The following is a 13037-nucleotide window of genomic DNA, read 5'->3' as shown; positions in this document are numbered from 1 at the left end:
TACCGGCACCTCGGCAAGTAGAGCGGTCACCGGTGGTCAGGCGGGTTCGATGCGCGCGGGGACGTGTTTGTGCCAGGGGGTGCCCGCGAAGGCGTCGCGCCAGGTGAGGTCGGTGAGTTCGTTGGCAGCGACGCCGGTGCGGCGGGTGCCGGTGCCTGCGGGCAGGTCCAGGCCGAGGCCGTTGGGCAGGGAGGCGTGGCCGGGTTGCATGCGGTCGTTGGTTTCCACGGTGGCCACGGCGCTGCCGCGGCGGGTGGTGATGCGGGCGCGGTCGCCGGTGGCGAGGCCGAGGCGGGCGGCGTCGCCGGGGTTGAGCCGTAGTGCGCCTTCGGGGTCGCGGCGGCGCCAGGTGTCGTCGCGGAAGATGGTGTTGGCGGTGAAGGAGCGGCGCTCCCCCGCGGCGAGGACGAACGGGAATTCGGTGGTGGTGTGGGTGGCGGGTGTGGTGGGGAGTTCGCGCAGGGTGTGCAGGAGTTCGGGGATGGCCAGCGGGATGCGTTTGTCGGGGTGCGGGAGGTAGTCCCAGGCGTGCTCGTAGTCGTCGAGGGTGAAGGTGACTCCGGAGCGGCCGGTGAGGATGGCGTCGAACAGTGCGTCGGCGTCGCGGTGTCCGGCGCGGCGCATCGCGGCCGGGTAGACCTTGGCGAGGCGCTGGGCCAGTGCCCACAGGACGGCCGCGGAGCGGGCGTTGTCGGGCAGGGTGGGGCCGAGGGTTTCGTACAGCAGATAGGGGGCCAGGCCGCCGAGGGATTTGTCCGTGGCCAGCAGGGCGGCGAAGGTCCAGGCGTAGGCGCGTCGTCCGAGTTTCGCGGCGGTGCGTAGCAGGGCGAGTTTTCCGCGGCCGACGGCGCCGAGTTCGCGCAGCAGCCGGGCGTAGATCTCGGGTTCGGGCAGCGTGCCCGGGAGCGGGTCGAGGACGGGGGCGCGCAGGTGGAAGGTGTTGTGCGGGAATTCGAGGTTGAAGAAGGTGGCTTCCCATTTCTCGAATTGGCTGGCGGCGGGCAGGACGTAGTCGGCGTGGCGCGCGGTTTCGGTGAGGGCGATGTCGATGACGACGACCAGGTCGAGGGCGTGCAGTGCTTCGCGGAATGCGGTGGAGTCGGCCAGTGAGTGGGCGGGGTTGGCGGATTCGATGATCATCGCGCGGAACCGGTCGGGGTGGTCGGTGCGGATTTCTTCGGCGATGGTGTTGCAGGGCAGCATGCCGCCGAGGATGGGTGCGCCGGTGACGGGGCTGCGTTTGATCTGGCGGCTGTAGCCGGCCAGCGGCGCCATCCACGAATGTGGTTGCATGGCACCCGGTTTGGCGAAGTTGCCGGTGAGCAGCCACAGCAGTTTGTTCAGGTAGGAGATGAGGGTGCTGTTGGGGCTCTGCTGGACGCCGAGGTCTTCGTAGGTGGCGACGCTTCCGGCGGCGGCGATGCGGTGGGCGGTGCTGCGCAGCAGGTCTTCGGGGATGCCGCAGATGTCGGCGTAGGCGGGGACGTCGATGTGGGCGAGGTCGGCGCGGAAGGTGTCGGATCCGGTGGTGTGTGTGGTGAGGAAGGCTTGGTCGAGGAGGTCGTCGCGGACGAGGATCGCGAGCAGGGCGGCCAGGCACCAGGCGTCGGTGCCGGGACGTACTTGCAGGTGGATGTCGGCGAGGTCGGCGGTTTCGGTGCGCACCGGGTCGATGACGATCATGGTGCGGGCGGGGTCTTTGGCGATCTGTTGCAGGATGGTGCGGGCGCGGGGGACGCCGTGGGACTGCCAGGGGTTCTTGCCGAGGAATATCGCGACTTCGGCGTGTTCGAAGTCGCCGGTGGTGTGGCCGCCGGTGAGATGGGCGTCGACCCAGCCTTCGCCGGTTTTCTCTTGGGCGAGGGCGCTGGAGCGGTAGCGGCTGCCGAGGGCGCGGCGCAGGGCGGTGCTGTAGGCGCCGCCGAGGTGGTTGCCCTGTCCCCCGCCGCCGTAGTAGAAGATCTTGTCGCCGCCGTAGGTGTCCTTGACTGCGGTGAGTCGGGCGGCGACCTCGGAAATAGCGGTGTCCCAGTCTATTTCGGTGAAGGTGCCGTCCGGTTCGCGGCGCAGCGGGGTGGTGAGCCTGGTTCCGCCGTTCTGGTAGTGGTCCAGGCGCAGCGCCTTGTTGCAGGTGTAGCCGGCGGAGGCGACGTGGTCTTTGTCGCCGCGGATCTTGGCGAAGCGGCGGTCCTCGAGCTGGATGAGCAGTCCGCAGTTGTTCTCGCACAGGATGCAGGCGGTCTTGTGCCACGTTCCGGTGGCCGCGGGGGTGCTCATTCGCTCACCTGGTCGACGCGGGTGCCGTCCAGCCACGGTTGCGGGTCGGCGAGGAAGGGGGTGTCGGCGAGCCGGTCGAGGTCTTCGAAGAAGGCTTTGGTGGTGCGCGCGGCCGCGGCGGTGGTGCCGACGGAGACGAATCCGGCCTGTTCGGCGTCCAGGCCGCGGGAGAGGGATTTGTCGGGGCCGAAGTAGACGGCGCGTTTGAGTTCGGCGACGACGACCGGGTTGCGTGCGGCCAGCCGTGCGGCCGTTGCCTGGGTTTCGGTGAGCAGGTCCTCGGCGGGCAGCACGCGGTGGACCAGGCCGAGGCGCAACGCTTCGCGGGCGGTGAACGGTGTGCCTTCGAGGGTGACCTCGATGGCTTTGGCGGCGCCGAGCAGGCGGGTGAGGCGTTGGGTCGCGCCGCCGCCGGGGATGAGGTTGGCCAGGGTCTCGATCTGGCCGAGGCGCACGTGGTCGGCGTCGGCGGCGTAGCGCAGGTCGCAGGCCAGCGCGATCTCGTGGCCGCCGCCGAGCGCGGGGCCGTTGACGGCGGCGAGGTAGGCGACGCCGGAGCGGTTCATTCGCAGGGTGGTGCGTTTCCAGCGGTGGCCCCAGACCAGGCCGGCGCCGAGGCCTCCGCCGTGGCGTTCGACGAGGTGGGTGGCGCCGGGCACGCGGAGCGCGGCCGCGGCGGCGCGCAGGAACGGCGCCGCGGCGCGGGCGGGGACGAAGGGGTGTGGTCGTTCGATCATGCCGCTGAGGGCGGCGGGGTCGGCGTGGGTGAGGAAGCGGCCGGGTAGTCCTCCGGTGAGCACGACCGCGCCGACCGTGTCGTCGGCGTCGACCGCGGCGGTGAGGATGTCGAGGTCACGGACGACTGCGGTGGTGACGAAGTTCAACGGTGGTGCGACGACGCGCGCGGTGAGTACCCGCCCGGTGCGTTCGAGTCGGATGGTTTCCAGGTGGAGATCGGCGGCGGGCATCGGCGGCTCCTTCGGTGCGCATGTCAGCGGTCGGAAGGCGAGACTGTGTCCGCGCGAGGGTGATTCGGGGGTGGCGCGGCCTGTTCCCGACTATGGCATTCACCATAATGGGTGTGTCAAGGGCGGACGCGGTGCACGTCGGGGGCCTCAGCGCGCGGCGGGCATCAGCTCGCGCAACGCGGCGACCGCGTCGTCGAGCGGTGTGATGTCGCGGTGGACGCGGCTCAGCGCGATGGCGCCCTCGAACGCTGCCACCGTCAGCGTGGCGAGGCGGTCCGCGCGGTCGGCCGGTACGTCGTGGCGGGTCAGCATTCCGGTGAGCGCTTGCTGCCAGCGGCGGAAGATCTCCGCGGCGAGATGGGCGAACTCCGGGGCCTCGTCGTTGGTTTCGACGGCGACAGCGAGGATCGGGCAGCCCGCCCGGAAATCGCTGTCGAGCAGGGTGCGCCGCCACATCGCGGCGAAGCGGTCCAGCGCGGCGGCGGGTTCGTCGTCTCTGGCCAGGCGCTCGATGTAGTCCGACATCAGCTTCCCCGCCGTGCTGACCGCGTCGGTGATCAGTTCGGTGCGTCCGCCGGGGAAGTGGTAGTAGACCGAGCCGCGTGGCGCGCCGGTGGCGGCCAGCACCCGGTCGACGCTGGTGGCGCTGGCGCCGTGCACGCGGAGGGAGTCGATCGCGCCGTCGATCATGCGCTGCCGTGCTTCGCCCCTGGGTGGACGTGGGGTCTGGGCGCTGCGGGATCGACGCGTCGTTGCCATACCGCCATACTATGGCGCCCGCCATAGAAGGTGCTGTCGTCGCGGACCGGCCAGCCGGTCCGCGACGACAGCAAGCGGTCACGCGGTGGGCTTGTGCACCCGGGTGCCGTGGAATTCCAGCAGCGCCGCGAGAGTCTGCTCGGGTGCTTCCAGCTGCGGGTAGTGGCCGATCCTCGGCAACTCCACCACGTCCGGGTCGGTGATCAGCTCGCGGTAGCGGCGCACCATGTGCCCACCGGACACGGGGTCGGCCGTTCCGTCGACCAGCCGGACCGGCACCTGGGCCTGCTGCAGGGCACCCACCCAGCGCTGCCGGTGCTTGCGGCGCTCGGCCATGTAACGGATCAGTTTGTGGCCGTTGCGTTTTCCGTGCTTGCTGCACCACAGCAGCCAGAACTGGTGGAGTTCGGCGCCGGCGGGCCGGGTATCGGGCCCGAACACCGCGGCCAGGCTGCGGTGGAAGGTCTGCTCGGTGCCCAGCACGCCGACGAGCGGGCCGAGCGGGCCGGCCAGCAGCCGCTGCACCAGGCGCGGGCGGTGTGCCTCGGGGAACAGGCCGCCGTTGAGCAGGAACACCGATTCCACCGTCAGTGATTCGTCGCCCGCGGCGCGGCGTTCGGCGTCGCGGGCCAGCAGTTCCTGGGCGACGGTGTCGCCGTAATCGTGAGCGAGGATGTGGTATCGGCTGATGCCCTGTTCCCGCAGCAGGTTCTCGTGGATGTCGGCTTGGTCGGCGATGCCGTAGTCGTAGTGGCGTGGTTTCGCCGACCAGCCGAAACCGATCATGTCCGGCGCGATGACCCGGGCGAATCGCTCGCACAGACCGGGCCAGATCCGATGCCAGTCCCAGGACGCGGTGGGAAATCCGTGGATGCACACCAGCGTCCCGTCGGTGCCACCGCCTCCGTCGCGCCAGAAGATCTGGTGGCCGCGATGAGTGTGGCGTCGTCCGTTCGCCCGCCAGGACGCGAACTCCTCCATGTTCTACCTCCTTGTCGTCGACAAGCATGGCGCGTGATCGCGCCGGGCACAGTAGTTCCGTCGACCGCGCACGTGTCATCTACCGCGCGGGCCGTTTGCCGATCGTGCGCTCTGCGAGAATTCCACCGTGGATGTCGCGATCGGCCTGGTTGTTCTCATCGCGTCGGCGGCCGCCTTGGCGGCGCTGGCGCGTCGGTTCGGGGTCTCCGAACCGTTGGTGCTGACGGTGGGCGGTGTGGCGGCGTCGTATCTGCCGTTCGTGCCGGAGATCCACCTGGAGCCGGAGATCATTCTGCTCGGTTTCCTGCCTCCTTTGCTGTATACCGCCGCGATCCGCACGTCGCTGGTGGATTTCCGGGCGAATGTGCGCACGATCGCGTTGCTTTCGGTCGGTTTGGTCCTGTTCACGACGTTCGCGGTGGCAGTGGTGGTGTGGTGGCTGCTGAAGGTGCCGTTCCCGGTCGCCGTCGCGTTGGGCGCGGTGGTGGCTCCGCCGGACGCGGTGGCCGCGACGGCGGTGGCGCGGCGGATCGGGATGCCGCGGCGGATCGTGACGATCCTCGAGGACGAGTCGCTGTTCAACGACGCGACCGCGCTGGTGGCGTTGCGTACCGCGCTGGCCGCCACGCTGGGCGCGGTGTCGGTGTGGGAGGCCGGTGCGGACTTCCTGCTGGCGGCCGGTGGTGGCGCGGCGATCGGGATCGTCGTGGCGTACGTGCTGGCGATGCTGCGCCGCCGCATCACCGATCCGGTCATGGACACCACGTTGTCGTTCCTCGCGCCGTTCGCGGCGTATCTGCCCGCCGAGGGCATTCACGCCTCGGGAGTGATCGCGGTGGTCACCTGCGGCATGATCCTCGGCCACAACGCGCCGGCCTGGCAGAGCGCCGCGTCCCGCATCGCCGAGCGCATCAACTGGCGCACGATCCAGTTCATCCTGGAAAGTGCCGTGTTCGTCCTGATCGGGCTGCAAGTTCGCGCGATCGTGGAGGGTGCGTGGCACAGCGATCTCGATCACGCCACCCTGGTGCTGACGGCGCTGGCGGTGCTGGCCGCGACGATGCTGGCGCGTCCGATCTGGGTCTTCGGCTCGGCGCTGTTGTCGCGCAGTCTCGGCAACGGCGAGGCGGTGCCGGTGCGGCATCTGGTAGTGGTGTCCTGGGCGGGGATGCGGGGTGTGGTGACGTTGGCGGCGGTGTTGCTGCTACCGCAGGACACCGCGCAGTTGGCCGTGCTGAAACTGCTGGCGCTGGTGGTGGTGGGCGGGACGCTGCTGCTGCAAGGGACGTCGCTGCCGTGGCTGGTGCGATGGCTGCGGTTGCGTGCGCCCAGCCGCGCCGAGGATGCGCTGCAGAAGGCCAACCTGTTGCAGCAGGCCACCGCGGCCGGTCTGGCGGCACTCGAGCAGCAGGTCACGCCCGACACCCCGGACACAGTGGTGCAGACGTTGCGCGATCGGGTCCTGTGGAAGGCCAACGCCGCCTGGGAGCGGCTCGGGCGCGCGGAGTCGGAGCTGGTGACACCCACCGCGGAGTACCGGCGGCTGCGGTTGGCGATGTTGCGCGCCGAACGGGAAACAGTGTTGCGGGTGCGGGATTCGGGCACCGTGGACTACGAGATCCTGCAACACGTGCTGGCGCAGCTGGACTTGGAAGAGTCGATCATCGACCGCTTCGACGAGGCCGAGGAGGAGCGTGTCGAACCGCTGGCCGTCACGGTGGCCGACGACGTCTGCGCGCATCTGCGGGACGCGCCGCTGGTGCGTGCGCACACCGGACCCGACGAATGCGCCGAATGCCTTGCCGAAGGGCTGTCCTGGGTGCATCTGCGGATGTGCCTGTCGTGCGGGCACGTCGCCTGCTGCGACTCTTCGCCGGGCAATCACGCGAGCAAGCATTACGCCGGAAGCGGCCATGCGGTGATGCGCAGTGTGGAGCCGGGTGAGGCGTGGCGCTGGTGCTTCGTCGACGAACTGCTCGGGTAGCGGTGCGGACTCAGCGCTGGGCGTGGGAGTAGATCAGTCGCGCGTATTCAGCCAGCAGCCGGTCCAGCGACAGGTTCTCCCCGCCCGCGGCGATCTGCTGGTAGCCGACGAGCATCGCCATGCCCAGCGAGGTGACCACGGCGGCGGTGTCGTCGTCGCCGACGATCCCTTTGACCGCCTTGTGCACGGTGCGTCTGCGGGATTCGTCGACGCGTTTGAGGGCGAGGTTGACCGATTCGTCGTTGGCCGCCCAAGCCCGGATCGCGGCTTCGGCGGCGTGGTGCAGCCCGGCGGCGAGGTCGGACATCGCGCGGATGTCGTCGTCGGGGTTGCCCTTGTTGAACGGCATGGTGCCCAGGATGCGCACCTGGCGGTTCTCCCAGTGCTCGAGCAGGGCGTCGACGAACCCCTGCCAGCTGCCGAAGTGGTGGTAGAACGACCCGCTGGTGACGCCGAGCTGCCGGCACAGCACACCGATGTTGAGACCTTTGAAGCCGAGTTCGGCGAGCACTGCCAAGCCGGTGTCGAAGTACTGCTCCTTGGTGACCACTCGTGACATACGTGCGCCGTTCTCTTCGTTCGGTCAGGGGGGAGGGACCGAACAGTACCCCATCGTAGCGTCGGCCGGACCGAGCTCGGGAAGTACCGATGCGTACCCCGAGAAGACGCTCCGGTAGCTGTTACCTGCTGCAATACGTAGTGCCCATGACCGATCGGACAGCCGCGTCACATCGTCGGCGCCACCACGCCCGAAGGCGCCGTCACCGAGACCGCCCTCCCCTGCCGGCCCCGCTGGGCGGCAAGGATTCCGGCACCCTCGGCACGGGCAAGAACACCCTGCACGCCACTGCCGTCGCGGCGCCGACCAACCAGGGAATGCGATCGCCACTTCCGAGTCAATTCTCCGGCAAATCGCTGCAGCCCAAGAATTTTCGCTTCATGTGGGTGTGACGATCCGCGACGCCGGATTCCTTTCCGGCCCGGTGATTCGATCGGCGGCGAAACGCAGTCCGATCAGCGGAATAATGCATTCGTCGCACCGCGCTGCCGAACCGGCCCGCACTGGCGTAAACGCCCAGTTCGGACACGGTGGGACGACAATGGTGCGGGTGCTGGCACGGCGAACGAATCCGGGACGCGCACCGCTGAACGAATAGGGCTTGCACCTGATTATTCATTCGTCGTTCACGAGAAAGACCATCGCGTCGTACACGCTGCTGACTTCATGTTTCCGACGAATATGGAGTGATCGTGGAATTACTGACGGTTTTCGCCGATCTTCTGACGGTGGTGTTCCAAGCCGGTAGCGGCAGCGCGGGCTGATTCGCACCCGCGCGGCCGAGTAGCTCGCGACCTGCCCGGGAACTCATCGCCTCCGGGCAGGTAAGCCAGCCGTAACGCCGGACTCCGCGCGACCGGACCCACCGATCCTCTTGCCGGACAAGCGGTTCGGCGGCGGCGTGCTCGTCGAGACGATGAAGCTGCGGCGCGCGCCGATCGCGGCCGAATACGCCGAACAGATCGCGCTGCTCTACGCCGAGGAAACTGCCCCGGACCGTGTACGAACCGCAGTCGCGGGACGTGTCGCAGGCGCGGACGCGCTCACAGCGGGAATGTGAGTCGCTGCGGGCGCACATAGTCGGCGGGGTCGTGCAGGGCGCGCAGTTCCGGGCGGCGCGCCGCGGCGATCTTGTCCAGCTCCGCGCGCAGCGGTGGGTCGTAGCTCGCCGCGCTCGCGGTGAGTCCGGGCAGCCAGTTGTCGTGATGGGACGGGACGAACACCGCCGGGGCGAGGGCCTGGATGTAGGTGCGGGGGTCGCGCAGGCCGTTGCTGATCTGGTTGTAGCCCTGCACCGCGCCGATCTGTACATCGGTGGCCGGTAGCGCGGCCAGCACGTCGAACACGTGCGGTGCGCGCTCGGTGAGCGGCCCGGTCGAGTCGTGCCAGACCAGGGAGAAACCGGGCACCCGGAACTGATACAGCAGCACCCCGCCCTCGGGGTCGCGCAGTCGCGGTAGCCCTTGCAGCAGTCCGCTCAGTGTGGGCGGGTGGGCGAGTACGACGCCCGGTTCCGGGCGGGGGAAGAAGCGGGGTGATCCGCTGACCGGGTCGGGTGGGGTGCGTGCGGAGTGCAGATGCCGGATGACGGTGAGCTCGACCGCGCCGACGGTGCAGTCCGCGCGGGCGCCGATCGCGGTGTCCGCGTCACCGTGCTGCACGGTCGGGAACGCCGCGTCGGTGAGCTGCGCGGTGATCGCCGCGCAGTGCTCGGCGGTGCCGTGCACGGTGGCGCCGCTGGCCTGCGCGATCCGGCCCGCGTCACCGGCATGGTCGAAATGTCCGTGACCGATGAAGATCGCTGCGGGCGCCAGGTCCACCAGCTCCTGCGGCGTCGCCGGGACGTAGCCGGTGCTGGTCAGCCGCGGCACCCACGCGTCGAGCAGGAACACCGAACCGCCGATGGCCATCGCGTAGGTGGTGCAGCCCACCCAGGACAGCACGACCCGGTCCGTGCGCAGCGCACCGGTAGCGGCGTCGACGGTGTCGGGGCCGAAGAAACGCCTGCGGGCCGCGATCGTCCGCGGATCCGCGGGCTCGGCGGCGGGCCGCAATCGTCCGGCCGCGAGGGCCGCCAGTTTGCCGCGGGGACCCGACAGGCCCGGTCCGGGAAGCTTGCACACGCCGCTACCCCATCACGCGCGGCGGATACGGGCAAGAGGCGGGCGGCTACAAGCGGATGCCCAGCAGCGCGTCCACGGCGGTGGCGATCAGCGCGGGCGAGTCGGTGTCCCGTCCGCCGTAGTCGAGGGCCTGGCGGGCCCAGTTGTCGACGGCGTCGAGCGCTTTGGGGGTGTCCAGGTCGTCGGCCAGGTGCTGGCGCAGGCGGGCGACGGTGTCGGTGGCGGAGGGTCCTGCTTGCAGTGCGGCGGCTTCGCGCCACAGCGCCAGGCGACGCTGCGCCTGCTCGAGCTGAGCATCGGTCCACATCCGGTCCTGGCGGTAGTGGCCGGCCAGCAGTCCGAGCCGGATGGCGGCCGGGTCGACGCCCTGGCGGCGCAGGGCCGAGACCAGCACGAGATTGCCGCGCGACTTCGACATCTTCTCCCCGTCCAGCCCGATCAGGCCGGCGTGCACGTAGTGGCGGGCGAAGCGGCGCCCGGCGATCAGCGACTCGGCGTGCGCGGCGGAGTATTCGTGGTGGGGGTAGATCAGGTCGCTGCCGCCGCCCTGGATGTCGAACTCCGGGCCGATGCGGTTCAACGCGATCGCCGAACACTCGATGTGCCAGCCGGGGCGGCCCGCGCCGAACGGGGCAGGCCAGGACGGCTCGCCGGGACGCGCGGAGCGCCACAGCAGCGCGTCGATGCTGTCGCGTTTGCCGGGACGATCCGGGTCGCCGCCGCGTTCGGCGAACAGCCGCTCCATCGTGTCGCGGTCGTAGCCGGATTCGTAGCCGAACTGCTCGGTGGCGTCGGCGCGGAAGTAGATGTCGGGGTAGTCGGCGTCCTCGACGATGTAGGCCGCGCCGGAAGCCAGCAGTTTCTGCACGAACTCGACGACCTCGTCGACGGATTCGACGGCGCCGACGTAGTCGCGAGGCGGCACGATCCGCAGCGCGGACATGTCCTCGCGGAACAGATCGGTCTCCGCGGCGCCCAGGTCGCGCCAGTCGACGCCGTCGCGGGCCGCGCGTTCGAACAGCGGATCGTCGACATCGGTGACGTTCTGCACGTAGTGCACGTCGTGGCCGGCGTCGCGCCAGAGCCGGTTGACCAGATCGAAGGTCAGGTAGGTCGCGGCGTGCCCGAGATGAGTGGCGTCATACGGCGTGATGCCGCAGACGTACATGGTGGCGGTGGCGCCGGGGGTGACCGGACGTACCTGACGGTCGGCGGTGTCGTACAACCGCAACGGCGGTCCTGCTCCAGGGACGGTCGGGAGGGCGGTATCGGACCAGGACTGCATGCTTACGAGGGTAAAGGTGTGGCGGGGATCATCCGTCCCCGGCCCGGTGCCCTCGCCCGCCGCGCGGTGCGCCCGGCCCGCCGCGACCTGCGTTTTCGAGCGATTCGTGGGATGTCAATAATTCGGTTTTCGCTGAATCGGCTGAATCAGCCGCCGGTGCGGCGGGTGGGATCGGCGATCGTGTTGGGCGTGATCGCGAACGTTCCGTCCAGATCCGGGATGTCGGGGTCGGTGTCGGCGAGTGCGATCTGGGTGAATTCGCCGCGCGCGACGTCGAACTCGAGTTCGTGGTATGCGACCGTATCGCCCCAGTCCGGGGAAGGCAACGAGATGAACCGGATGGTGAACCGCCCGGAGTCCACCGAGCCCTCGGTGAGCACGTAGACCCCGAAGTGGTTCTCCCCCTCCGAGCGCAGCCAGTAGACGCCGTTGTCGTAGAGGTGCAGGTCGGCGTCGGGGTACGGCTTCTTGTCATAGAGGTGCACGTAGTGCAACGCGATGCGGTAGGTGGGCGCGCCGACGACGATCCGCACCGTCGGTGCCGCGGGGTCTCCGGGGGCGTGGGTCATCGCGTCCTCCTCGTCGTCGCGCCGAGCGTTTCCCGCTTCCACTGTGCCCGCGATCGCGTGCCGCGGCATCGGTTGTGGTGGCGCTCAGAACGCGGGCCACGGGATGGGGCGCGCGGTGCGCGGCAGCGGCATCACCGGTTCGTCGAGCAGGTGCTGGGTGCGCTCGATCAACGCGTCGATCTCGGTGTCGGTGATGTGCCTGCTGAGCGTGTCGGCGAAGGTGCCGGGCAGCTGCTTGGCGAAGGCGGTGACATCCGCGATCAGCCCGTCGCCGATGGGTTGACCGGCCCAGCCCCACAGCACCGTGCGCAGTTTGTGGTCGGTGTGCAAGCAGATGCCGTGGTCGACGCCGTAGACCTGTCCGTCGAGTCCTTCCAGCGCGTGCCCGCCTTTGCGGTCGGCGTTGTTGAGCAGTACGTCCAGCACCGCCACGCGCTGCAGCCGCGGATCGTCGGCGTGGATGAGGGACACTTCGTTGCCCATGTCGTCCACCGCGCGCAGGACCTCACAGAACCCTTCGGGTACCGCTCCGGCGGGGCACAGATCGATCAGGTCGAGCCGGTTGCCGAGGTCGGTGTGGTTGTCCACGCCGACAACCCAGCGCTGCACCATGCCGGGGCCGAAAGGGCCCTCGCGCACAATGGTTTCGGGGATCACGCCCCAGCCGATCGCTTCGGAGATCAGATACGAGGCCACCTCACGCCCGGCCAGGGTGCCGTCGGGGAAGTCCCACAGCGGTCGTTCGCCGCGGATCGGTTTGTAGACCACCCGCAGCGGGGCGTCGTCGGTGGCGGGGCCGCGTACGTCGCAGACCAGGGTCACGTTGCTGGCGGTGTTCACCCGCCCGATCACCGTCAGCTCGCCGCTGTGGAATCCGTCCCCGGTCTCGGCCACCGAATCACTCCTCTAGTTCGGCCGCGCCGAAGATGTCGCCGCGCTTGTAGCCGTTGGTCCGCACGCACATGTGCCCGCGGGCCGACAGCGGCTCGCCGCACAGCGGGCAGGGCGGGCGGCCCGCCGCGATCACCCGGGTGGAGCGCAGCGCGAATTCCCGGGCCTGGATCGGGGTGAGGAACACCCGCACCGCGTCGGGGCCCTCTTCGGTGTCGTCGAGCACCACCGACTCGTCGACCTCGGTCTCGGTGATCGCCAGCAGTTCCACCACCACCGCGCCCGCGTCGGCGTCCCAGCCCAGGCCCATGGTGCCGACCCGGAATTCCGCGTCGATCGGGGTGACCAGCGGCGCGTTGTCGCTGACATCCTCCGCCTGCGGGGGCACTTCCGCGCCGAAACGGCGCGCGACCTCGTCCAGCAGCAGACCCATCCGGTCGGCGAGCACCTTCACCTGCTGCTTTTCCAGCAGCACGCTGACCACGCGCGGTTCCTGCACGGCCTGCAGGTAGAACGCGCGATCGCCCGGCTCACCGACGGTCCCGGCGACGAAACGATCGGGGGTGCGGAATACATGGATTGCGCGTGACACATGCACCTCCTGATACGTGACCCTGATCGACTACCCGCGGCGCGGGGAT

At 69.5% G+C, this 13037-nt stretch carries 12 protein-coding genes; 2 read left to right on the top strand and 10 right to left on the bottom strand.

Annotation, left to right across the window (positions count from 1 at the left end; translation table 11 throughout):
* Positions 1-36: 36 nt before the first annotated feature.
* The 4 genes from LTT66_RS33540 to LTT66_RS33525 form a co-directional block, all read right to left on the bottom strand.
* A complete protein-coding gene (locus tag LTT66_RS33540; protein ID WP_233062509.1) occupies positions 37-2277 on the bottom strand; it encodes a molybdopterin-dependent oxidoreductase in 2241 nt (746 codons plus the stop codon).
* Positions 2274-3245 (bottom strand): enoyl-CoA hydratase/isomerase family protein, encoded by a 972-nt coding sequence (locus LTT66_RS33535; RefSeq protein WP_233062508.1) that lies wholly within the window; start codon positions 3243-3245, stop codon positions 2274-2276. The genes LTT66_RS33540 and LTT66_RS33535 overlap by 4 nt, the downstream gene beginning before the upstream one ends.
* Positions 3246-3392: 147 nt before the next feature.
* A complete protein-coding gene (locus LTT66_RS33530) occupies positions 3393-4004 on the bottom strand; it encodes a TetR/AcrR family transcriptional regulator (protein ID WP_233062507.1) in 612 nt (203 codons plus the stop codon).
* A 78-nt stretch (positions 4005-4082) separates the two neighbouring features.
* Complete coding sequence (locus LTT66_RS33525) at positions 4083-4985, bottom strand: alpha/beta fold hydrolase (RefSeq protein ID WP_233062506.1); 903 nt, start codon at positions 4983-4985, stop codon at positions 4083-4085.
* Between the two features lie 127 nt (positions 4986-5112).
* Between LTT66_RS33525 and LTT66_RS33520 the strand changes: the two genes are divergently transcribed.
* Positions 5113-6969 carry a Na+/H+ antiporter gene (locus LTT66_RS33520; RefSeq protein WP_233062505.1) on the top strand — a complete coding sequence of 619 codons (1857 nt, stop codon included), beginning with the start codon at positions 5113-5115 and terminating at the stop codon, positions 6967-6969.
* 10 nt (positions 6970-6979) lie between these two features.
* On the opposite strand, the gene LTT66_RS33515 is transcribed toward LTT66_RS33520, so the two are convergent.
* The gene (locus LTT66_RS33515; protein ID WP_043692161.1) at positions 6980-7528 is read right to left on the bottom strand and encodes a TetR/AcrR family transcriptional regulator; all 549 of its coding nucleotides are present in this window, start codon (positions 7526-7528) and stop codon (positions 6980-6982) included.
* A gap of 874 nt (positions 7529-8402) precedes the next feature.
* Here LTT66_RS33515 and LTT66_RS33510 point away from each other — a divergent pair.
* Positions 8403-8588, top strand: coding sequence for a hypothetical protein (locus LTT66_RS33510; RefSeq protein ID WP_233062504.1), 186 nt, complete (start codon positions 8403-8405; stop codon positions 8586-8588).
* Here the strand turns inward: LTT66_RS33510 and LTT66_RS33505 are convergent.
* The 5 genes from LTT66_RS33505 to LTT66_RS33485 form a co-directional block, all read right to left on the bottom strand.
* On the bottom strand, positions 8572-9651 hold the full coding sequence (locus tag LTT66_RS33505) for an MBL fold metallo-hydrolase (protein WP_233062503.1): 1080 nt from the start codon (positions 9649-9651) through the stop codon (positions 8572-8574). The genes LTT66_RS33510 and LTT66_RS33505 overlap by 17 nt on opposite strands.
* A 46-nt stretch (positions 9652-9697) precedes the next feature.
* Positions 9698-10936 carry a cysteine--1-D-myo-inosityl 2-amino-2-deoxy-alpha-D-glucopyranoside ligase gene (gene mshC, locus LTT66_RS33500; RefSeq protein ID WP_233062502.1) on the bottom strand — a complete coding sequence of 413 codons (1239 nt, stop codon included), beginning with the start codon at positions 10934-10936 and terminating at the stop codon, positions 9698-9700.
* Between the two features lie 146 nt (positions 10937-11082).
* Positions 11083-11505 (bottom strand): hypothetical protein, encoded by a 423-nt coding sequence (locus LTT66_RS33495; protein ID WP_233062501.1) that lies wholly within the window; start codon positions 11503-11505, stop codon positions 11083-11085.
* An 84-nt stretch (positions 11506-11589) separates the two neighbouring features.
* The gene (locus tag LTT66_RS33490) at positions 11590-12399 is read right to left on the bottom strand and encodes an SCO1664 family protein (RefSeq protein ID WP_233062500.1); all 810 of its coding nucleotides are present in this window, start codon (positions 12397-12399) and stop codon (positions 11590-11592) included.
* Between the two features lie 4 nt (positions 12400-12403).
* Entirely contained in the window at positions 12404-12988 is a 585-nt protein-coding gene (locus LTT66_RS33485; RefSeq protein ID WP_039798216.1) for a DUF3090 domain-containing protein, read from the bottom strand.
* Between the last annotated feature and the right edge of the window lie 49 nt (positions 12989-13037).

This window comes from Nocardia gipuzkoensis (assembly GCF_021183645.1).
Lineage (GTDB): Bacteria > Actinomycetota > Actinomycetes > Mycobacteriales > Mycobacteriaceae > Nocardia > Nocardia abscessus.
Note: the sequence above shows the minus strand (reverse complement) of the source record. Positions and strands in the feature narration are given on the sequence as shown.